Genomic DNA, 20318 nt, shown 5'->3' on the forward strand with positions numbered 1-20318 from the left:
GCCGACGCAGGTTCAGCAGCCCACGCGAACGGAGTGTCCATGTACGTCGACCCTGACTACGCCGAACCCGATCTCGACGAGGTCGCCCGGCTGATCGAGGCCCACCCCTTCGCGACCCTGATCACGGACGAGCCCGAGCTGCGGATCGCCCACGTGCCGGTGCAGGTACGCCGGGACTCCGCCGGCGGACTCGAGTTGGTGGCACACGTGGCCGGGCTGGACCCGTTCGCCGAGTCGATCCGGCAACAGGCGCGGATCCTGGTCAGCGTGGTCGGTCCTTCGGTGTACGTGAGCCCGGCGTGGTACGCGAGCCGCGGACTGCCGACGTACAACTTCGTCGCGATCGAGGTACGCGGGCAGGCGGTCCCGATGGACGATCCGGACGCCGTACGGGTGCACCTGATGCGGCTGGTCCAGGACCACGAGCAGGCGCTCAACCCAGACGATGCGAAGGCCCGGTGGCGGGTGGACGAGTGGGCGCGCGACCGGACCACCGAACTGCTGCCGGAACTGCAGGCCTTCACGCTGCGGGCCGAGCAGGTCACCGCGAAGGTCAAGATGGGTCAGAACCGAACCGAAGGCGACCGGGTGGGCACGATGGCCGCACTGCACGATTCAGCACGCGCGGATCACCAAGCAGTGCAAGGCTTGATGCGCGACCGGTACGACGGTGAGGGTCGCGTAAAGGGGTGACGATGACGTACGACGTGGCTGTGGTGGGGGCCGGCGCGATGGGGTCGGCGGCGGCGCGGGCACTGGCGGCTGCCGGGCGTGAGGTCGTCGTACTGGAGCAGTTCACGCTCGGCCACGACCGGGGTGGATCGCATGGCGGCACCCGGCTGTTCCGGCCGGCTGCGGACAACGCCGACGTGGCCCGGCTGACCGAGCAGGCTCGACCGCTGTGGCAGGAGCTGGAGTCGGACTCCGGGGAGACGCTGTTCGAGGTCACCGGCGGCATCGACCACGGTCTCGACGACAAGGGCATCGAGACGTTCCGATCGTTGCATGCGGCAACTGGTGAGGTACTGACCCCGGCGGAAGCGACTGAGCGCTGGCCGGGCTTCCGCTTCGAGACACCGGTGCTGTACCAGCCCGGCTCAGGCCGCCTGTACGCCGATCGCACGGTGAAGGCACTGCAGACCGTGGCAACCCGGCTGGGTGCGGAGTTCCGCGTGCAGTCGCCAGTGCGGTCGCTGCGGGTCCACGACGAGCTGGTAGAGCTCGACGTACCGGGCGGTGCGGTGCGGGCGCGGCACGTGGTCGTGACGGCTGGGTCGTGGGCGCCCAAGTTGCTGACCGGACTGGTGCCACTACCGGAGCTGACCGTGACTCAGGAGCAGCCTCGGTTCTTCACGCCTAGGTCAGACGAGCTGGAGTGGCCGAGCTTCGTGCACTGGGGTCCGGACGCCTATGGGCTGTTCGAGGCCGGGTCCGGTGTGAAGGTCGGACTGCATGCCAGCGGGACGGTCGTCGACCCGGACACCCGGGACTTCTCGGTGGAGCCAGAACGAGACGCCAAGCTCGTGCGGTACGTCGACGAGTGGTACCCCAGCCTGGACAGCAGCAGGTCGACAGCGATCAGCTGCCTGTACGACAACACCCCGAAGGACAACTTCGTCATCGACCGGGCCGGACCGATCACGGTCGCGGTCGGCTTCTGCGGCCAGGGCTTCAAATTCGTGCCACTGATCGGCACCTTCGTCCGCGACCTGGTCATCGGCGAGGCCGAGATACCCGCACGCTTCCGGCTGGCGAGTCATGCTGCCTGACCTGCCGCTGATCGACCATCACGTGCACGGCGTGGTGACAGGTCCCCTCGATCGGGCCGGGTTCGAGCAGCTCATCACCGAGTCGGACCGGCCGGTTCCACCGGGGATGTCGACGTTCGACTCCCAACTGGGGCTGGCCATCCGCCGACACTGTGCACCGCTGCTCGAACTGGATCCACATGCCTCGGCCGACGACTACCTGGCCGCTCGGGCCCAGCAGGACCCGAGTGTCTTCCTCCGCGCCGCAGGTGTCAGCGACTACCTCGTCGACACCGGTTATCTAGGCAACCTGGACGACTTGGCGACGCTGAGTGGAGCGCGTACGCATGAGGTAGTCAGGCTCGAGTCGGAGCTCGAGTACGTCGCGTCCCACGAATCCAGCGCGGCCGCCGTACCTGATGCCTTCGTACGGCGGTTGGCGGAGCGGACCGCGGATGCGGTCGGACTGAAGAGCATCGTTGCCTACCGCCACGGCTTCGACCTCGACCCGACCGAGCCGAGTGCCACCGAGGTCCTGACCGCGCTCGACCGCTGGTACGCCGCCGGAGCCGAGCGGGTCACCGACCCGGTCCTGCTGCGGTGGTTGCTGTGGATGGGGGTACGACGAGGTCTTCCGCTGCAGCTGCATACGGGCTTCGGCGACCCGGATCTGAACCTCCACACCGCCAATCCCCTCCTGCTCACCGAGTGGCTGCGCCTCGTCGAGCCGCTCGGCACACCGGTCGTGTTGCTGCACTGCTACCCGTTCCACCGCGAGGCCGGGTATCTGGCGCAGGTCTTCCCCCACGTGAGCTTCGACGTCGGCCTCACCACCATGTACGTCGGTGCCCGCGCAGCCGCCGTCGTCGCGGAGTCCCTCGAGCTGGCGCCCTTCGCCAAACTCCTCTACTCGTCGGACGCCGCCGGCCCAGCCGAGCTGCACTACCTAGGAGCCGCCCTGTGGCGCCGCGCCGTCGACACAGTGCTCAACGGCTTCGTGGAGCAGGGTGAATGGTCGCGCGCAGACGCCGAACGAGTAGCCCGGCTGTGGGGCCGCGAGAACGCCCAACGCCTCTACCAGATCTAAAAGGCGGCTCTACCAGATCTAGAGGTAGAGGCCGGTCTGGCCGTCTTCGAGGCGGCCGGCCGCTACCGCGTGCAGGTCGCGCTCGCGCAGCAGGATGTAGTCGTCGCCGCGGACCTCGACCTCGGCCCGGTCCTCCGGGTCGAACAGGACCCGGTCGGCCACCTCGACGGTCCGCACGTTGGCACCGACCGCGACCACCTTCGCCCAGGCGAGCCGGCGGCCCATCTGCGCGGTGGCCGGGATCAAGATGCCGGCCGACGACTTCCGCTCGCCCTCCTGCTCGACCGAGACCAGCACCCGGTCGTGCAGCATCCGGATCGGCAGCTTGTCGTCAGAGAGCTTCTTGCGAGGCGTCACCGGCGACCCACCAGCCGGCGGATCAGCAGCAGGACGCCGATCACGCCGACCGCCGCACCGGCGACCGCCACGATCTTCTGGGTGCGCAACTGGCCGCTCTCGTCGAACACCTGGGACTTGGCCTGCTCGACCTGCCGCAGGGCCACGTTCTTCGGGTTCGCCCGGTCGACCAGCTCGTCCACGGTCGAGGCCAGGCGCGCACGGGTGGCGGCGATGTCCGCCTCGATCTGCTCGGCGGTCCGAGCCTTCGTGTCCGACACCTGTCGGCGCTCCCTTCCGGGCCTGCCCCGGGATGGCCGGGCCTGCCCTGTCTACTGCCCATCCTTGCAGGTCATCCCCGCAAGTCCACGACCACCTTGATGTCATCCGGTTCCCGGACCAATGCGGACGGCCAGTCGGACAGCGGGACGGTCCGCGTGATCAGCCGCTCGAGCCAGGACCGGTCGGCGGCGCCCAGTACGTCCACAGCGTCCGCGTAGTGCCGTTTACCGGCATTCACCGTCCCGACCAACGCAGCGTTGCGCACCACCAGTTGGCGGACCAGCGCATCGAGCTGTACGTCGATCGTCGCCGGACCGGGGTGGATTCCAGCTAGGCACATCACCCCGGCCGGCGGCAGCAGCTGGGCGCAGTCGAACACAACCTGCCCCACGCCGGTCGCCTCGATCACCACATCAGGTACGACGCTCAGCTGCTGGAGGTCGGTGAGATACGTCCCGCCCAGCGCCCGCACGAGCTCGGGCTTCGGCCCGTCCACGACCCGGTCCAGGACATGTACGCCGTACCCGCGTTGCGTCGCGATCAGTGCGGCGAGCAGTCCGATTGGTCCGGCGCCCGTGATGAGCACCTGCTCCGGTCCGTACCAGGAGCGCGCGCCGACCCGGTCCACCTGTTCCCACGCCTTCGTGAGGATGCTGGTCGGCTCGACGAGTACGCCGAGGTGCCCTAGCGCAGCCGGGACGGGTACGGCGAAGTACGGGTCGACGCGCCACCGCTCAGCGCCGTACCCGTCCATCTCTTTGATGCCGCGCTCGGTGTAGAGCCCGTTGCGGCAGAAGTCCCACTCACCACGCGCACAGGCCGCGCAGGGCTCCGGATCGGGTCTACGGACCACTCCCGCGACCAGATCGCCCGGACTGAAGCCAGAGCCCGCAGGGGCTTCCAGCACTCGACCCAGCGACTCGTGGCCGATAACCAAGTGGTCCGAGCCCGGTCTGCCGGTGCCGAACAGACCGGAGACCAGCTCGATGTCGGTCCCGCAGATCCCCGTGAAGAGACCCTCCACCAGAACCGAGCCGTCATCCTCAGGTGGCTCTGCTACTTCGCCGAGCTTTGCCGAGTCGGCTTTTCCCGGCGTGACTGTCATGGCCCGCATGCGTTCAGGCTAACCGGGTCGTGCCGACGGTCACCTCAACGGCCGTCGCCGTACCGCCGGAGCAGCTGCCCTCCGCACGTAACATTGCCCGCAGTTCACTCGATCCCCGTGGAGGGCCTGATGTCCGAACGTCTGTCGGCCGGCGACACCGCACCCGATTTCACCCTTCCCGATGCCGACGGCAACGACGTCGCGCTGAAGGATCTGCGCGGGAAGAACGTGATCGTCTACTTCTACCCGGCCGCGATGACCCCGGGCTGCACCAAGCAGGCCTGCGACTTCCGGGACTCGCTGGACTCGCTCCAGGCCGCCGGCTACGCCGTCCTCGGCATCTCCCCCGACAAGCCGGCCAAGCTGGCCAAGTTCCGTGAGCGCGACGGCGTGACGTTCCCGCTGCTGAGCGACCCGGACAAGGAAGTACTGCAGGCGTACGGCGCCTTCGGTGAGAAGACCATGTACGGGAAGAAGGTGACCGGCGTGATCCGGTCCACCTTCGTCGTGGACCCCGAGGGGAAGGTCGCGATCGCGCAGTACAACGTCAAGGCGACCGGGCACGTGGCGAAGCTGCGCCGCGACCTCGGGCTGTGAACTCTGTGGTGACCCTGGTGTGAAAGACAACCTTGTCACTCACGTCTTCGGAGGGAAACCTTCGACCGTTTCATGACGAGTGGTCCATGAGACGGTCGTTTGAGCAAAGTCGTAGTGTGATTTGGATCACACCCACTTCTCACCACACCGCAGCCGTCACGCTACGTACGGTGATTTTTACAGCGTTCTTGTGAAAGAGCGGTACTGGCGGGGTCTCCGGCGTTCATCGAACGGTGTGTCAAGAACGGTTGCGTCTTTCGCCGCTACCTGCCGAAACCGGGTAATCTGCGCGCGCAGTCAGCCTCTGGGAGGGAGCACTGCCGCGATGGGAAAACATTCCTCTGCGGTGACACGAAGTAACACCAACAACAACCGCCGTACGGTGTACATCACCGCGGTTGGTCTGCTCGTGCTGTCGCTGGGTGCCGTGTTCGTGGTCCGGTCGTTCGGATCCGAGTCGGGGGCCGACGGCTTCCTGGGCGGCAGCAAGTCGTGTGACGACCCGACGCAGATCCAGTTGACCACCACACCGGAGATGCAGGGCACGCTGGAGACGGCGGCCAAGTCACTGGCGACCAAGGGCGGTAAGAACAACACTCCGTGTCTGCAGTTCACCATCACCTCGGCGCCCTCGTCGAAGGTTGCCCAGGACGTCGCGAACGGCAGTGACAGCCGGCCCGACCTGTGGGTGCCGGACTCCTCGCTGTGGGTGGCCCAGGCCGACGACGGCGACAGCGTGCCGACCATCGCCGTACCCTCCATCGCTACCTCACCGATGGTCCTGGTCGGGCAGAAGTCGGCCTTCGCCGACACCTCCTCCTGGCTGCGCACGATGGCGTTGCCGAACGAGGCGGCGCTGCTGGACCCGCTGAGCACGTCGGCCGGCGCGCTGACGCTGCTGGCGATCCAGTCGGAGCGGCAGAAGACCTCCACGTCCGACGGCCAGGTGTCGGAGGTGATCGTGCCGCTGGCGCAGGCCCTCGGCTCGATGGCCAAGCCGCTCACCGATGGCAACGCCCTGCTCAGCCGGGCGGCCGTCGAGGGCAGCAAGTCCGTCGTACCGACGTCGGAGCAGGCCTTCGTGAAGTGGCAGGCAGCCAACCCGAACGCTCAGCTCAAGCCGATCGTGCCGAGCACCGGCACGCTGTTCCTGGACTACCCGATCGTCGTGACGGCGAAGTCCGAAACCGAGCAGGCCACCTCGGCCGCCAACGCCCTGGCCGCGGAGATGCTGTCCGACAGCTACTCCCAGGCCCGGGCCGACGCCGGCTTCCGGGACGCACAGATGAGCCCGCTCAGTGGCGGCCGCGGCGTCGGCGACGTCACTCAACTGGCCAAGCCGACCAGCCAGGGCATCGACAAGGCGCTGCTGAACTGGACCCGCCTGTCGTTGTCCACCCACTCGCTGGCCGTGATCGACGTGTCCGGGTCGATGGCGGAGAAGGTCGGCAACAAGACCCGGATGCAGCTGACGATCGAGGCAGCCATGGGTGGTCTGTCGCTGTTCCCGTCGAGCGCATCGCTCGGCCTGTGGACGTTCTCGACCACGATCGGCACGGACAAGGCCGACTACAAGGAACTGGTCCCGATCGCTCCGCTGTCGGACAACCAGCGCGGGAAGATCCTCGGTCAGCTCAAGATCCAGCACCCGATCCCCAACGGCGGCACCGGCCTGTACGACACCGCGATCGCGGCGGTGCGCCAGGTCCGCCAGCAGTACGACCAGTCCGCGGTCAACACCGTCCTGCTGTTCACGGACGGCAAGAACGACGACCCGGGCAGCCCGACGCTGCAGGAGACGGTCCGCCGGCTCAAGGCCCAGGCAGACGAGACCCGCCCGGTCCGCATCATCGCCCTCGGGATGGGGCCGGACGCGAACCCGGACGAGCTCCGCACCCTGGCCGCGGCCACCGGCGGCCAGGCCTACGTCGCCCGCGACCCGGGTGACCTCCGCAAGGTCTTCATCGACGCCCTGCAGAGCCGCTAGACAGCACCGCTGTGCAGAACCGCTAGGCAGAACCGCTTGGCAGACCGCTGGGCAGACCGGCGAAGCCGCTAGATCGGGGCTGCTCCCCTAAGATGTCTCACCGAGGGGAGCAGCCCCCTCCAGCCAGAGTGGTGGAACGGCAGACACGCCGGCTTTAGGTGCCGGTGCCCCCGGGCGTGCGGGTTCGAGTCCCGCCTCTGGCACCGGATTGCGACACGATTCCGGTCGAGCCGTCGATGGTGACGGGTTCGCCGTCGGCGAGGTAGGTCATGGCGTCGGGGACGCCCAGGACCGCGGGGATGTGCTGTTCGCGGGCGACAATCGCCGCGTGCGAGAGGACTCCGCCGATCTCGGTGACGACGCCCGCGACGATGCGTAGCAGCGGTGTCCAGGCCGGGTCGGTGAAACGGCAGACGAGGATGTCGCCGGGCCGCACCCGCCGGAAATCTCCTGGCCCACGAACGATCCTGGCCGGGCCGGTCGCCGTACCGTGGCTGCCCGGAGTCCCTGTACTGGCGCCACCCGGTGGAGGTGGCGCGGTCACCGGGCGGGACTGCAGGAGCCAAAGGTGGCCGTCGGCAACCGTCCACTCGATGTCCTGCGAACTCCCTTGTACGGCGGCAACCTCATACCCCAGGTGTGCCAGCCGTACAGCGGTTTCGTCGGTGAGTGTGGGCTCGTCCACGATCGTGCGGGTGACGGAATCGTCCGCAGCGACGCGGTAGGCGTCCGGCGTGACCCGGCCCTCGACGACATTCGGCCCGAGTCCCCAGGCCGCCTCGATCAAGGTGTCGCCGCCTGGATCCGCCGGCGTGAACATGACGCCGGAGACCTCTCCGTCCACCTGTCGCTGCACGATGACAGCCATTGATGGACAGTCAGCCCCGTCTCGATACGCGATGGCGCGCGGCGTCCAGAGCGACGCCCGGCAGGCGCGCACGGCCTCCACCACCGCCGCGACACCCTGCACCCTGAGGAAGCTGTCGTGCTGCCCGGCCGCGGACGTCGTTGTGGTGTCCTCGTTCGCAGCGGACGAACGGACCGCGACGACCGGATCGCCCGCAGCCTCGAGCCACCGCCCAAGCTCGTCTACAAGTGGCTCGCCGTCGTACGGCACGACGATCCCGTCCGGGACCGGGAGGTGAGCCCGGATCAGCGCGCCAAGACCGCCCGCCTTGCCACCGCACGTATCGGCGGTTGCCGCGGCCAACGGAATCAGCATCCGGCTCCTCCTATCAACACAACGTTGACAACGTTTTGTTGATGATCCATCGTGTGGGCATGCGACGCAAGCCGGACCCAGCCCGGGCAGCCCAAGCCGATCAGGCCCAAGCCCAGCGCCAGCGAGGAGCGCGAGTACGTCTCCTCGATCGGGGCGCGGACGAGCTGCCCGCGCGGCCGTGGCGGCCCGAGCCGATGCCGTTGTCCTCGGTCGACTTCGTGCAATTCGCGCTGTCGCGATCCTCCGAGCTGGACCTCGACGACCTGCTCGCCGCGCTCGCCCTGTTGCCGGCCGCGCGGGCCGAGGTCGAGGAGCTCGAGTCCGGCCTGTACTTCACCGCTCGGAGCGCCGGCCTGACCTGGGCGGAGATGGCCACGGCGATGGGGTTCTCCTCTCCGCAGGCCTGCCAGCAGCGCTTCAACCGGCTGACCGCACGGATGGACTCGTGACCCGGCCGATACTGCTGGCGTTGCACGGCGTACGCCTGACAGGGTTTGCGGAGACACCAGTAGTTGCCCGGCGCTTCGGGCTTGCGGCTGAACAGATCGACGAGCTGTTGCGCGACGCCCAATCGCAGGGGTGGGTCGAGTACTCCACCTTCGCCGGCACGAGCGGATGGTCGCTGACCGAGGAAGGCCGGCAGCAGAACGAGCACCTACTCGCGGCTGAAGTCGCGGGTGCCGCAGACGCCGTACGGGCGGTCTACCAAGACTTCCTGCCGCTCAATGCCCTCCTGCAACGCGCCTGCACCGACTGGCAACTGCGCCCGACCTCTACCGAACCACTAGCCGCGAACGACCACTCCGATCCCGAGTGGGATGCCGGCGTACTGCATGAGCTGGCTGTGATCGACCGCGCCCTCGGCCCGCTCGCCGCCCGCCTCGCCGGCATCCTCCCGCGCTTCCGCGGCTACGACACTCGCTTCACCGCCGCGCTCGCCCGCGCGACCGCGGGCGAGACAGCGTGGGTAGACCGCAGCGACGTCGACTCCTGCCACCGCGTCTGGTTCGAGCTGCACGAGGACCTCCTCGCGACCCTCAACCTGCACCGGGGCGACTAGCTGACCAGGCAGGGCTGCAGCACCGCGTCCCCAGGCTGCAAGCCGAAGTAGGCAGCGGCCGACCCACCTCGGATCACCAGCTCGGTGAAGTCGGAGCCGGAGCTGCCGGGGATCAGGCCTGGGGTGTCGCGAGGCACGGCGGTCAGGTGCGGGTAGTAGGTGACTTCAGTGTGGTCACGTCCGATCGGAACGGAGTCGCCCGGGACGAGCTCGAGTCGCCGGTCCAGCTTGCAGTTGCCGAAGTTGTCGACCACGCTCACGGTCGGCTCCCCGTCCAGCACCTCGGGTACGGCGGTTGCCGTCGACGGGACCGCATGCCCGTCCGCGACCCACTTCGCCAGCAGAGGTAGGTACCACAGGCTGCGGAACTGGGTGGTGACGATCTTCTCGAGTTCCGCCGTACTGAAGTCGGCCCATGCCCCGGCCGCGTCCATGACCTCGCGGATGTCGGTGACGTGAACCCGGTCGATGCCGAGCTCACGCCGTACCAAGGACAGCGCGCGGGCGTTGAAGGTGCTGGCGACGATGTGCTGGCCGTAGGTGAAGTAGCAGAACGGGACGCCGTTCGGCCAGACGCCGTCGCGGGGTGCGATGTTGAGCAGCGTGATGGTCGGATGGCCGGCCGCACCGAGGGACTCGGTCGATCTCAGACAGTCGAGCAGGGTGAGTGCGGCGAACGACTCCGGATCGGGTCCGTCGGCCGCGACGATGATCGGCGACCGGCCGAACAGCGCGCCGATCCGGGTGCTGAGTCTGGCGCGGGCATTGCCGTCGAAACAGTCGGTGACATAGGTGATCGGGTACATCGAAGGCTCCTGGGTGGTTGCAGCTGTGGGGAAATGAAAGAGGCCCCCGACACAGGGGGCCTCTCTCGCTGCAAGCACATGTGCCTACGCCGCTAGAGTCCTCCGCATCGAGGGCTCAGCATTCGCAGTGCGGCGTACCGGGTCACATCCGGGATGCTACCTCAACGCACCTGGCCGTTGTCGAAGTAGTTGATCAGGGTCTGGTCGAGCGGCGGGATGTCCATCGGGGTGCCGTTCGAGCGCAGCGACATCGTGGCTGCGTACCCGGCAGCGACCGCGGCCCGGGCCGCGACCGGCGACGTGAGCGTCGCGCCGCCGTCACGGACGAACCGGATGAACTCGGCCACCAGATGCGGGTCCGCACCACCGTGGTGCTCGGTCTCGCCGGCGATCTCGACGACCTGGTCGGCGTCCTCGCGGTAGCCGGAGCGGCGGCTGTTCCACACCTTCACCACACCGCCGGCGGTGTCACCGAAGTTCTCCAGCCGGCCGTGCGTGCCGATGACCGTGTAGTTGCGCCAGTAGTCCGGCGTGTAGTGGCACTGCTCGTAGGTCATCAGTACGCCGTTGTCCAGCAGGAGATTCGCCGTCGACAGGTCCTCGACGTCCATCACCGGCGCGAGGCCCTTCTGCTCCAGCGGCGGCCAGTTCGACTCCGACACGAAGTCGCCGAACCGCTGGTCCGAACGGTCGAGCCGGTCCTCGATCCCGCCGTACAGGGTGAGGGCGCCCATCGCGTTCACGCGGGTCGTATAGCCACCGGCCAGCCAGTGCATCACATCGATGTCATGGGCACCCTTCTGCAGCAGCAGTCCGGTGCTGCGGCGGCGGTCGGCGTGCCAGTCCTTGAAGTAGAAGTCGCCGCCGTGGCCGACGAAGTGCCGGCACCAGATCGCCTTCACGTCGCCGATCGCGCCGTCCTGGATCAGCTGCCGCATCGTCAGGACCACGGGCATGTGCCGCATGTTGTGGCCGACGTACAGCCGGGCGCCGGAGTCGTACGCCGCCCGCAGCACCCGGTCGCAGCCCTCCGTGGTGATCGCCAGCGGCTTCTCCACGAAGACGGACACCCCGGCCTCGAGGAAGTCGATCGCCGGTCCCTCGTGCAGGTCGTCCGGTGTGGTCAGGAAGACCCCGTCGAGCTTCAGGTCGAGCAGCTCGGTGTGGTCGCCGTACGCCGTCGCGTCCGGGTACCGCTCGAGGGTCAGCTCCCGCTGCGGGGCGGACGGGTCGGCCACCGCCACGATCGCGGAGCCCTCACCGGGCCGGTGTGCGTACTGCGCCAGGCGGCTCCGGGACCCGAGTCCGACCAGACCAAACCGAAGATCACTCATCAGCTAGCAACTCCTGCACATAGTTGTTTGCAACAGCCTAACTCCGCGCAATTCCGCCACTCAATGGTGACCTGTCTCTCGCTGCCCGGACCCCAATGCTCGGTTGGTGTTGACATGACGGCAACCTCGGTCTCACCGGGATCTCGCTCCGTGCGCCCACCATGGCGGAATGTGAGCCTCCACTACGTGGCACTGGGGGACTCGACCACCGTGGGTGTCGGGGACCCGATGAACGGCAGCAGTACGACCGACCTATCCGGTGCCGGCGCGCGCCCGGGCGAAGGGTGGCGGGGCTGGGCCTCGCTGCTCGCCGACTCCCTGGCCAGTTCCCACCGTGTGACGTTCTCCAACTACGCGACCAGCGGCGCGACCGTGCCCCTGGTCGCGACCGAGCAACTGCCCGATGCCGTCTCCACCGGCCCGATCGACATCGCCTCGCTCATCGTCGGGGTGAACGACACCCTGCGCTCCACCTTCGACGCCGGCCGGATCCGCGCGCACCTGAACCTGTGCGCCGAGCAACTGACCGCCCGCGGCGCGCTCCTCCTCACCGTCCGCTTCCACGACCACGGCCAGGTGTTCGGCCTGCCGAGGTGGCTGCGCCGGCCGCTGTGGAACCGGATCGAGCAGGTCAACCTCGCGTACGACGACCTGCACGCCAGGTTCGGTGGTATCCGGCTGGACATGGCCGACTACCCCGAGGTGTACCGCCGGGACTTCTGGAGCATCGACCGACTGCATCCGGGTGAACGCGGTCACCGCAAGCTGGCCAGGGCGTTCGCGGACGAACTCGTCCGGCGTGGCGTGCAGATCGACGTACGGCCGGAGCTGGACTGCGCCTACAAGTCGCCGGGTAAGTGGGCGGACGCCGTCTGGCTGGTCAAGGAGGGTGTGCCGTGGCTGGGGCGCCGGGCCAACGACCTGCTGCCTTGGGCGGCCCGGATGGCGGTCACCCAGTTCCGTCCCTCGCCTGGTCCCCTCGTGCTTCCGCCATCGTCCGGCATGGCGTCCGGCATGGCGTCCGGCATCGCGTCCGGTTCGGAGGTCCAGCGCCTGGAGGCATAGGGTCTGGTCCATGGCGCGTATTGATGGACGTACGGCGGATCAACTGCGGCCCGTGACGCTGACCCGGAAGTGGCTCGACCATGCCGAAGGTTCGGTGTTGGTCGAGTTCGGGCGGACCCGGGTGCTGTGCGCGGCGAGCGTGACCGAGGGCGTGCCGCGGTGGCGGAAGGGCTCCGGGCTCGGCTGGGTCAGCGCGGAGTACGCGATGCTCCCGCGGGCGACCAACACCCGCTCGGACCGCGAGTCGGTGAAGGGCAAGATCGGCGGCCGGACGCACGAGATCTCCCGGCTGATCGGGCGTTCGCTGCGGGCCGTGATCGACTACAAGGCCCTTGGTGAGAACACGATCCTGCTCGACTGCGACGTACTGCAGGCCGACGGCGGGACCCGGACCGCGGCGATCACCGGCGCGTACGTCGCCCTCGCCGACGCGGTGTCGTTCCTGCGGGAGAAGAAGCTGCTGAAGAGTGAGCCGCTCACCGGGACTGTGTCCGCGGTGTCAGTCGGGATCATCGACGGCGCCCCGATGCTCGACCTCTGCTACGAGGAGGACGTCCGGGCCGAGACCGACATGAACCTGGTGATCACCGGCGACGGCAAGTTCATCGAGGTGCAGGGCACGGCCGAGGGCGCGCCGTTCGACCGCGCCGAGCTGGACAGCCTGCTCGAGCTCGGTACGGCGGGATGCGCGGACCTGGCCAAGCTGCAGCAGGAGGCGCTGGCGTGAGCCGAGTCCTACTGGCGTCGAACAACAAGAAGAAGCTCGAGGAGCTGCGCCGGATCCTGACCCCGATCGTGCCGGGGATCGAGGTGCTCGGGCTGGGCGACGTACCGGCGTACGCCGAACCGGCCGAGACCGAGCCGACGTTCGAGGGGAACGCGCTGTTGAAGGCCCACGCGGCCCTCGCGGCGACCGGCCTGCCGTCGATCGCGGACGACAGCGGCATCTGTGTCGACGCGCTGAACGGGATGCCCGGCGTACTGTCGGCGCGCTGGTCCGGGCCGTTGAAGGACAACCACGCGAACAACCAGCTGTTGCTCGGGCAACTCGAGGACGTGCCGGACGAGCGCCGGGGCGCGTCGTTCATCGCGGCCGTCGCGTTCGTCCGTCCGGATGCGCCTGACGAGCTGGTGCTCGGCGAGATGCGCGGATCGGTGATCCGGGAGCTGCGCGGCACCGGCGGCTTCGGGTACGACGTCCTGTTCCAGGCGGACGGGTACGACCGCACCACCGCGGAGCTGTCGATCGAGGAGAAGGACGCGATCAGCCACCGGGGCAAGGCGCTGCGTGCGCTCGCCCCGATCGTGGCGAAGGCGCTGGGAGGCTAGGACCATGTTGTTTGCCGGATCAGATCGCGACGGGGTTGCGGACGGGAAGATCACCGTCGCGTACCGGCGCTGGGCCGAGGCCCGGGTGGTCGAGGGGCGGATCTACCGCACCAACGCCGGCCGGATCGAGATCGACAGCGTCCGCCAGGTCAACCCCGACCTGATCGCGGACACCGACGAGGACGTGGCCGCCGCTGACCGTCGCAACGCCAAGGACGTCCGCCGGCGCCTCCGTGGCGACGACTCCCAGCCGACCTTCCTGATCAGGTTCCACCTGGTCGAAGGACCGGACCCCCGAGAAGAACTGGCCGCCCAGTCTGAGTTGTCCGCCGACGACCTGGCCGACCTGACCTCCCGCCTCACCCGCTTCGACGAGCTGAGCCACCACGGCGCCTGGACCACGGACACCCTCCGCCTGATCCAGTCCAAGCCCGCCACCCGAGCCGCAGACCTCGCCGCCTCGGTAGGCCGCGAAACGGCCCCCTTCAAACTCGACGTCCGCAAACTGAAAAACCTAGGCCTGACCCAAAGCCTCGAAGTCGGCTACCAACTAACCCCCCGAGGCGAAACCTACCTATCCACGCTCGACGGGTAGGACCTTTCTCGGACGGTAGGAGCTACTTCTCGAAGGGTAGGCCTGCGGCTAGGTGGGTGAAGGCTTTGTCGATGGTGGCCATGTATTCGGGGAGGGGGGCTTCGGTGGCTTCCTGGTAGGTGGCCATGACTACGCCTACTACGGCGCCGGCCCAGGCTCGGGCGGCGAAATCGGTGGGGGGTACGCCGACTCGCTCGGCAGCTAATGCGGCGAGCAGGTCGATGCCGGCGTACAGCTGGTCGAGCATCCGGACGCGGAGTTCGGGAGCGTTCATGACGAGGCGCTGGCGTTGCGACTCGAGTTCCCATTCCTCCGGTGACAGGGTGTCCACGCTCTGCCGGATCGCCGCGCTCAGCGCCTCGGTCGGGCTCAGCTCGGGCGGCTGAGACCGGAACAGGTCGATCATCACCGGGTCCAGCCGGTCCAGGACGATCGTGTCCTCCTTGGTCGGGAAGTACCGGAAGAACGTCGCCGGGGAGACCTCCGCCGCAGCCGCGATCTCCTGGACGGTCGTCTCGACGTACCCCTGATCGCGGAACAGCCGCAGCGCGTGCTCCTGGATGGCCGCCCGGGTCTTCGCCTTCTTGCGCTCGCGCAGCCCGGCCGGCTTGTCCCCTGGCGCGGTGAAAGGCTCAGTCATAAGGCGATTGTGGCAACTTCTTCCGGCTCAGGCTCGGCAATCGTCGTACGGCGTGGCAGGAACGCCAGCGCGAGGACGAGCCCGAGGGTGGCGACCGCCGCGCAGGTCCAGAGGGTCGCACTCATGCCATGGACGAACGCGTTCCGCGCCGACTCGGCCAGCGCCGGCAACTTCGCCTGCGCCGCGATCGCCACCGCACCGGACGCACTGTCGCGCGCCGCATGCGCCGCTGCCGGCGGCAGGCCGGTGACGTCGAGCCGATCCCGGTACGCCGAGTTGAGCACCGTACCGAGGATCGCGACGCCGATCGTGCCGCCGACCTGACGCAGTGCCTGGATCAGCGCCGATCCGGATCCACTCCGCTCCCTGGTCAGCGCGCCGATCGCCAGATCCATCACCGGCGGCAACGTGAACCCGATGCTCAGGCCGACCACACTGACCCAGATCGCGGTGTATCCGTACCCGACGTCGACCCCGTTCGCAGCGCCGAGCGTAAGCCCGCCAAGCATCAGTGCGAACCCGACAGCAACCGTCAACCGCGCTCCGATCGCGAGCGAGAGTCGCTCGGCCACCTTGGCGCCGACGAGCAGCCCACCGATGATCGGCAGCAGCCGCAGCCCGGTGTGCAGCGCATCCGCACCCTGCACCGCCTGGAACAACTGCGGCAGGACGAACAGCAACCCCATCAGCGCGAACGACGCGAGCGTCGCCAGCACCGTGCCCCACGTGAACGGCCGCGACCTGAACAGCGCGAGCTCGACCAACGGATCCGTCACCCGCGCCTGCCACGACACGAACCCGAGCAGCAGCACCAACCCACCTGCGATGCACCCCAACGTGAGCGGATCGCCCCAGCCGCGCTCGCCGGCCTCGACGAATCCATACGTGACCGACACCAGCCCAGCCGCGGACAACAGAATCCCCGGTACGTCGATCCGTCCGGACCGGTGACCGCGGGTCGACGGGATGAGCAGCGCCACCGCCACCAGTCCGATCGCGACGAGCGGCAGGTTGATCAGGAACACCGATCCCCAGCGGTAGTTGTCCAGCAGCCAGCCGCCGAGCACGGGTCCGAGCGGGATGCCGAGCGAGTTCGCCATCACCCAGATCGTCATCGCCCGAGCCCGCTCCCCCGGCGCGAACAGCACGTTGAGCAGCGACATCGACAACGGGATCAGGAACGCCGCCCCGATCCCCAGCGCCGCGCGGGCCGCGATCAGCTGACCCGGCGACGACGCGAACGCACACGCAGCCGACGCGAGCCCGAACATGGCCAGTGCCCCGATCAGCAACCGCTTCTGCCCGAACCGATCCCCGAGCAGCCCGGCCGGCAACAGCAGCGCCGCCAGCACGAGCGTGTACGCGTTCGCGAACCACTGCAGCTGACTCGTCGACGCCTCGAGCTCGGTCGCCAGCGTCGGCAACGCGACGTTCAGCACGGTCAGATCCAGTCCGATCACGATCAGGCTGAGCGACATCGCCCCCAGCGCCCACCACCGGCGCGGGTCGAGCGTAACTGTGGACATGGCGAACACCTTTCTGAGATCAGCTCTTTTTTGAGAGTAGATCTCAGAATTGCGTTTTGTCCAGTGGCGGTCAGATGTCGAAGACGGCGTCGGGGGTGGCGATCTCGATCGGGCCGGGGAAGGTCCGGCTCGCGTTCTCGGCTTGGGTTTCGCGGTCGTACCAGGGCGGGACGTGCGTGATCACGAGCCGTTTCACCCCGGCCTTCTTCGCATGTTCGCCGGCGTCCGCGGGAGTGAGATGCAGGTCGGTCGGATTGTCCGGATCGTTGTCCTGCAAGGCGGCCTCGGACAGGAACAGGTCCGCGCCGCGAGCGATCTCGACAAGCGCTTCATTGGGTCCGGTGTCACCGGTGTAGACGATCGATTTGTTGCCGTGCTCGACCCGGATCGCGTACGCCGGAACCGGATGCACCATCGACGCGGTCCGGACGGTGAAGGGACCGATCTGCTGAACGTCCTGCCAGGCATGGAATTCCAGCTCCTCCTCCATCCCGGGATCGAGCGGCAGGTCGTACGCGAGCGCCATCCGGTACGCCGCACCGGGCGGGCCGAACACCGGGATCCGCGGGATCGGTGCCCCCGGCGCGTACTTGGCCGCGACGTACAGCCCGCACAGGTCCATGCAGTGGTCAGGATGCAAGTGGGACAGGCCGATCGCACCGATCTCCGGTACGGCGAGATGCCGCTGGAGCGAGCCGAGCGCGCCACTGCCGAGGTCCAGGATCAGGTTGAAACCGTCGGCGGTGAGCAGATAGCTCGAGGCGGCCGAGTCCGGCCCGGGTACGGACCCGGAGCAACCGATCACGGTGAGCTTCATACCTGGAACACTACCGGCGGGTTCCGACGTTCGCAGGGAAGCCGGTGGCGTCGATCCGGTTACCTGTCAGCGATTCCGGCTCGTTCCGGTGCCCTCGACAACGTCCGGTGCGACCCACGTCACACGCCCGCTAACGGATCCAGGCGAACTGGTCGACGGCCGACAGGACCGGGCCGAGGAACCGCGACCCGATGGCGGCGAACTCGTCGGGGCTGCCGGTGGTGACGAAGCGATGCCGGGGCTCGGGCAGGTGGTCCGGGCGGAGCAGGCCGGTCTTGGTGAGTACGCCGTACACATCCTTGGCGCACTCTTCCGCGCTGCTGACCAGGGTGACGTTGTCGCCCATCACGTACGAGATCACGCCCGTCAGCAGCGGGTAGTGCGTGCAGCCGAGGATGAGCGTGTCCACGCCGGCCTCGACCAGCGGATCGAGGTACTCATGCGCGGCCTCGAGCAACTCCGGTCCGGACGTCACCCCACGCTCGACGAAGTCGACGAACTCCGGGCAGGCGCGAGTGATCAGCTCCACCTGCGGCGCGGCCGCGAACCCATCTTCATAAGCAAGCGATTGCGCAGTCGCACGAGTGCAGATCACGCCTACGCGCTGATTCCGCGTCGCGGCAACGGCCCGTCTCGCAGCAGGCAGGATCACTTCGACCACGGGTACGTCGTACCGCTCGCGCGCATCGCGCAGCATCGCGGCACTGGCCGAGTTGCAGGCGATCACGAGCATCTTCACGCCGGCCTCGACCAGGTGATCGAGACACTCCAACGCGTACTCACGGACCTCGGCGATCGGCTTGGGTCCGTACGGCTGGCGGGCGGTGTCGCCGAGATACAGGATCGGTTCATGGGGCAACTGATCGAGCACCGCGCGGGCGACGGTGAGTCCCCCGAAGCCTGAATCGAAGATCCCCACCGGTGCGTCTGCCACAGGACAGAGCTTATACGGGTCCGATCGCGGGCAGTTCAGAAGCCAGCCTTACCTAACCCGGTCGAACGACACGCCGTGCTTGTCCACATCTTTACGTTATGGAATTGCCTTTTCGCGTGACGCGCGCCACTCTGGAGCGATGTTCGTTCGACCGCCCCTCGTGATGCCATGAGTCTGGCGCACCACATCGCGGTGGTGCTGAGCACCGCCGCCGCACCGAATCCGCACCCCAACGACGCCACGGCGGCCAACCAGGCCGCGGCCAGTCAGGCTGCGGAAACGCACAGCACCGCCGCGGACATCATGACGGCCCTCGGGCCGACAGGAATGATGCTGGTGCTGGCCATGGCGGCGTTCGCCTTGTACGTCGTCTCGTTGTCGCTGCACCCGAACGCCAAATGCGCCCGCTGCAAGGGCGCCGGCCGGCACCGCGGCGCACTCTTCAGCTACGCCCAACGCCCCTGCAACAGCTGCAAGGGCCGCGGCGTCCACCCCCGACTAGGACGCAAAGTCCTGTTCAAGCAGCCATAGGAGCCCACAGCAACTATCAGGCCCAAATCGGTCTGACCAAATCAGTCCGGGCCGATCGGTCTGGCCTCACCGGTCAGGCCCAGAGTTGGCCTTCGAGGCGATCTTCGGCTTCGTCGATGGTGCCTTCGTACGCGCCGGTGGACAGGTACTTCCAGCCGCCGTCGGCGACGACGAACGCGATGTCTGCGGTCTCGCCCTCGCGAACGCACTTGGCCGCCTGGCCCAGCGCCGCGTGCAGGATCGCGCCGCTCGAGATGCCGGCGAAGATGCCCTCGTTGTCGAGTAGTTCGCGGACCCGTCGTACGGCGTCTCGTGGGCCGACCGAGAACCGGGCGTCGATGAGCGTCTCGTCGTACAACTCGGGGACGAAGCCCTCGTCGAGGTTGCGTAGCCCGTAGACGAGCTCGCCGTACCGGGGTTCGGCGGCGACGATGCGCACCTCTGGTTTGTGTTCGCGGAAGAAGCGGCCGGCGCCCATCAGCGTGCCGGTGGTGCCGAGGCCCGCGACGAAGTGGGTCACCGACGGCAGGTCCTCGAAGATCTCGCGCGCAGTGCCGTCGTAGTGCGCGGCCGCGTTCGACGGGTTGCCGTACTGGTAGAGCATCACCCAGTCGGGGTGGTCCTCCGCGACCTGCTTGGCCACCCGGACCGCCTCGTTCGAACCACCCGCGGCCGGGGAGGAGATGATCTCGGCTCCCCACATCCGCAGGATCTGGCGGCGCTCCTCGGAGGTGTTCTCCGGCATGACGCAGACCATCCGGTACCCGCGCAGCTTCGCCGCCATCGCGAGCGAGATGCCGGTGTTGCCGGAGGTCGGTTCGAGGATCGTGTTCCCCGGCCGGAGCCGCCCGTCCTTCTCGGCGTCAAGGAGCATCCGCAGCGCGGCCCGGTCCTTGATCGAGCCGGTCGGGTTGTGGTCCTCGAGCTTGGCCCAGAGCCGGACATCGCCCGACGGGGACAACTTCGGAAGACCGACCAACGGCGTACCGCCGACCGAGTCGAGCAGGCTGTCGAAGCGCATCTCCTTGGCCCGGTCCGTCAGCCGCCGGCGACCGCGGGCAGTACGACGACCACGTCGCCGTCCTTCACGCTGGTCTTCAGTCCGCCGGTGAACCGGACGTCCTCGTCGTTCACATAAACGTTCACGAACCGGCGCAGCTCCTCCGGCTGTCCCTCGACGATGCGCTCCTTCAGGCCCGGGTGGGCGCCTTCCACATTGTCGATGAACTCGGCCAGTGTGGCGCCATCGCCGTTGACCGCCTTCTCACCCTGGGTATACGTGCGCAAGATCGTCGGCACGCGCAGCTCGATCGCCAT

24 protein-coding genes and 1 tRNA gene are annotated in these 20318 nt (G+C 68.1%); 13 read left to right on the plus strand and 12 right to left on the minus strand.

Annotated elements, in window-relative coordinates; all coding sequences use genetic code 11:
* Positions 1–39 precede the first annotated feature (39 nt).
* The 3 genes from AB0L70_RS26170 to AB0L70_RS26180 are packed head-to-tail and all read left to right on the plus strand — an operon-like array spanning position 40 to position 2835.
* Positions 40–693 carry an FMN-binding negative transcriptional regulator gene (locus AB0L70_RS26170; RefSeq protein ID WP_363688512.1) on the plus strand — a complete coding sequence of 218 codons (654 nt, stop codon included), beginning with the start codon at positions 40–42 and terminating at the stop codon, positions 691–693.
* Positions 694–695: 2 nt separating this feature from the next.
* Complete coding sequence (locus AB0L70_RS26175) at positions 696–1769, plus strand: FAD-dependent oxidoreductase (protein WP_363688514.1); 1074 nt, start codon at positions 696–698, stop codon at positions 1767–1769.
* Positions 1759–2835 carry an amidohydrolase family protein gene (locus AB0L70_RS26180; protein ID WP_363688516.1) on the plus strand — a complete coding sequence of 359 codons (1077 nt, stop codon included), beginning with the start codon at positions 1759–1761 and terminating at the stop codon, positions 2833–2835. Before AB0L70_RS26175 ends, AB0L70_RS26180 begins: the two co-directional genes overlap by 11 nt.
* Positions 2836–2853: 18 nt before the next feature.
* Here the strand turns inward: AB0L70_RS26180 and AB0L70_RS26185 are convergent, their stop codons facing one another.
* From AB0L70_RS26185 to AB0L70_RS26195, 3 genes are all read right to left on the minus strand, one after another.
* Positions 2854–3147, minus strand: coding sequence for a co-chaperone GroES (locus AB0L70_RS26185; RefSeq protein ID WP_363688792.1), 294 nt, complete (start codon positions 3145–3147; stop codon positions 2854–2856).
* A gap of 41 nt (positions 3148–3188) precedes the next feature.
* Positions 3189–3452 carry a DUF3618 domain-containing protein gene (locus tag AB0L70_RS26190; RefSeq protein ID WP_363688518.1) on the minus strand — a complete coding sequence of 88 codons (264 nt, stop codon included), beginning with the start codon at positions 3450–3452 and terminating at the stop codon, positions 3189–3191.
* Between the two features lie 71 nt (positions 3453–3523).
* Positions 3524–4567: a glucose 1-dehydrogenase gene (locus tag AB0L70_RS26195; RefSeq protein ID WP_363688520.1), complete on the minus strand. Its 1044-nt coding sequence runs from the start codon at positions 4565–4567 to the stop codon at positions 3524–3526.
* A gap of 120 nt (positions 4568–4687) precedes the next feature.
* Between AB0L70_RS26195 and bcp the strand changes: the two genes are divergently transcribed.
* From bcp to AB0L70_RS26210, 3 genes are all read left to right on the plus strand, one after another.
* Positions 4688–5155 carry a thioredoxin-dependent thiol peroxidase gene (gene bcp / locus AB0L70_RS26200; RefSeq protein WP_363688522.1) on the plus strand — a complete coding sequence of 156 codons (468 nt, stop codon included), beginning with the start codon at positions 4688–4690 and terminating at the stop codon, positions 5153–5155.
* A 346-nt stretch (positions 5156–5501) separates the two neighbouring features.
* The gene (locus AB0L70_RS26205) at positions 5502–7142 is read left to right on the plus strand and encodes a substrate-binding domain-containing protein (RefSeq protein ID WP_363688524.1); all 1641 of its coding nucleotides are present in this window, start codon (positions 5502–5504) and stop codon (positions 7140–7142) included.
* 122 nt (positions 7143–7264) lie between these two features.
* Positions 7265–7345: transfer RNA gene (locus tag AB0L70_RS26210), tRNA-Leu, on the plus strand.
* On the opposite strand, the gene AB0L70_RS26215 is transcribed toward AB0L70_RS26210, so the two are convergent.
* Entirely contained in the window at positions 7297–8364 is a 1068-nt protein-coding gene (locus tag AB0L70_RS26215) for a PEP/pyruvate-binding domain-containing protein (protein ID WP_363688794.1), read from the minus strand. The genes AB0L70_RS26210 and AB0L70_RS26215 overlap by 49 nt on opposite strands.
* A gap of 59 nt (positions 8365–8423) precedes the next feature.
* Here AB0L70_RS26215 and AB0L70_RS26220 point away from each other — a divergent pair, with 59 nt between their 5' ends.
* Both AB0L70_RS26220 and AB0L70_RS26225 read left to right on the plus strand, forming a co-directional pair.
* The gene (locus AB0L70_RS26220) at positions 8424–8813 is read left to right on the plus strand and encodes a hypothetical protein (protein ID WP_363688526.1); all 390 of its coding nucleotides are present in this window, start codon (positions 8424–8426) and stop codon (positions 8811–8813) included.
* Positions 8810–9424 (plus strand): transcriptional regulator, encoded by a 615-nt coding sequence (locus AB0L70_RS26225; RefSeq protein WP_363688528.1) that lies wholly within the window; start codon positions 8810–8812, stop codon positions 9422–9424. The genes AB0L70_RS26220 and AB0L70_RS26225 overlap by 4 nt, the downstream gene beginning before the upstream one ends.
* On the opposite strand, the gene AB0L70_RS26230 is transcribed toward AB0L70_RS26225, so the two are convergent.
* Positions 9421–10230: an SAM hydroxide adenosyltransferase gene (locus AB0L70_RS26230; RefSeq protein WP_363688530.1), complete on the minus strand. Its 810-nt coding sequence runs from the start codon at positions 10228–10230 to the stop codon at positions 9421–9423. The genes AB0L70_RS26225 and AB0L70_RS26230 overlap by 4 nt on opposite strands.
* A 161-nt stretch (positions 10231–10391) precedes the next feature.
* Positions 10392–11564 (minus strand): Gfo/Idh/MocA family oxidoreductase, encoded by a 1173-nt coding sequence (locus tag AB0L70_RS26235; RefSeq protein WP_363688532.1) that lies wholly within the window; start codon positions 11562–11564, stop codon positions 10392–10394.
* A 186-nt stretch (positions 11565–11750) separates the two neighbouring features.
* Between AB0L70_RS26235 and AB0L70_RS26240 the strand changes: the two genes are divergently transcribed.
* From AB0L70_RS26240 to AB0L70_RS26255, 4 genes are read left to right on the plus strand one after another with little or no spacing between them, the layout of a single operon-like run.
* The gene (locus tag AB0L70_RS26240) at positions 11751–12629 is read left to right on the plus strand and encodes an SGNH/GDSL hydrolase family protein (protein WP_363688534.1); all 879 of its coding nucleotides are present in this window, start codon (positions 11751–11753) and stop codon (positions 12627–12629) included.
* 10 nt (positions 12630–12639) lie between these two features.
* Positions 12640–13356, plus strand: a complete 717-nt coding sequence (gene rph / locus AB0L70_RS26245; protein WP_363688536.1) for a ribonuclease PH — start codon at positions 12640–12642, stop codon at positions 13354–13356.
* The gene (rdgB, locus tag AB0L70_RS26250; protein WP_363688539.1) at positions 13353–13958 is read left to right on the plus strand and encodes an RdgB/HAM1 family non-canonical purine NTP pyrophosphatase; all 606 of its coding nucleotides are present in this window, start codon (positions 13353–13355) and stop codon (positions 13956–13958) included. Before rph ends, rdgB begins: the two co-directional genes overlap by 4 nt.
* A gap of 4 nt (positions 13959–13962) precedes the next feature.
* Positions 13963–14553 (plus strand): hypothetical protein, encoded by a 591-nt coding sequence (locus AB0L70_RS26255; RefSeq protein WP_363688541.1) that lies wholly within the window; start codon positions 13963–13965, stop codon positions 14551–14553.
* A gap of 22 nt (positions 14554–14575) precedes the next feature.
* On the opposite strand, the gene AB0L70_RS26260 is transcribed toward AB0L70_RS26255, so the two are convergent.
* The 4 genes from AB0L70_RS26260 to murI form a co-directional block, all read right to left on the minus strand.
* The gene (locus tag AB0L70_RS26260; protein ID WP_363688543.1) at positions 14576–15193 is read right to left on the minus strand and encodes a TetR family transcriptional regulator; all 618 of its coding nucleotides are present in this window, start codon (positions 15191–15193) and stop codon (positions 14576–14578) included.
* Entirely contained in the window at positions 15190–16719 is a 1530-nt protein-coding gene (locus AB0L70_RS26265; RefSeq protein WP_363688545.1) for a DHA2 family efflux MFS transporter permease subunit, read from the minus strand. Before AB0L70_RS26265 ends, AB0L70_RS26260 begins: the two co-directional genes overlap by 4 nt.
* A 70-nt stretch (positions 16720–16789) precedes the next feature.
* Positions 16790–17536 carry an MBL fold metallo-hydrolase gene (locus tag AB0L70_RS26270; RefSeq protein ID WP_363688547.1) on the minus strand — a complete coding sequence of 249 codons (747 nt, stop codon included), beginning with the start codon at positions 17534–17536 and terminating at the stop codon, positions 16790–16792.
* Between the two features lie 130 nt (positions 17537–17666).
* Positions 17667–18470, minus strand: coding sequence for a glutamate racemase (gene murI, locus AB0L70_RS26275; RefSeq protein WP_363688549.1), 804 nt, complete (start codon positions 18468–18470; stop codon positions 17667–17669).
* A 168-nt stretch (positions 18471–18638) separates the two neighbouring features.
* Here murI and AB0L70_RS26280 point away from each other — a divergent pair, with 168 nt between their 5' ends.
* Entirely contained in the window at positions 18639–19001 is a 363-nt protein-coding gene (locus AB0L70_RS26280) for a hypothetical protein (RefSeq protein WP_363688551.1), read from the plus strand.
* Positions 19002–19074: 73 nt separating this feature from the next.
* Here AB0L70_RS26280 and AB0L70_RS26285 read toward each other — a convergent pair whose 3' ends face one another.
* Positions 19075–20022 carry a cysteine synthase family protein gene (locus AB0L70_RS26285; protein WP_363688553.1) on the minus strand — a complete coding sequence of 316 codons (948 nt, stop codon included), beginning with the start codon at positions 20020–20022 and terminating at the stop codon, positions 19075–19077.
* 17 nt (positions 20023–20039) lie between these two features.
* Positions 20040–20318, minus strand: a complete 279-nt coding sequence (locus AB0L70_RS26290) for a MoaD/ThiS family protein (protein WP_363688555.1) — start codon at positions 20316–20318, stop codon at positions 20040–20042.

The sequence above is a fragment of the Kribbella sp. NPDC051952 genome, assembly GCF_040680855.1.
Lineage (GTDB): Bacteria > Actinomycetota > Actinomycetes > Propionibacteriales > Kribbellaceae > Kribbella.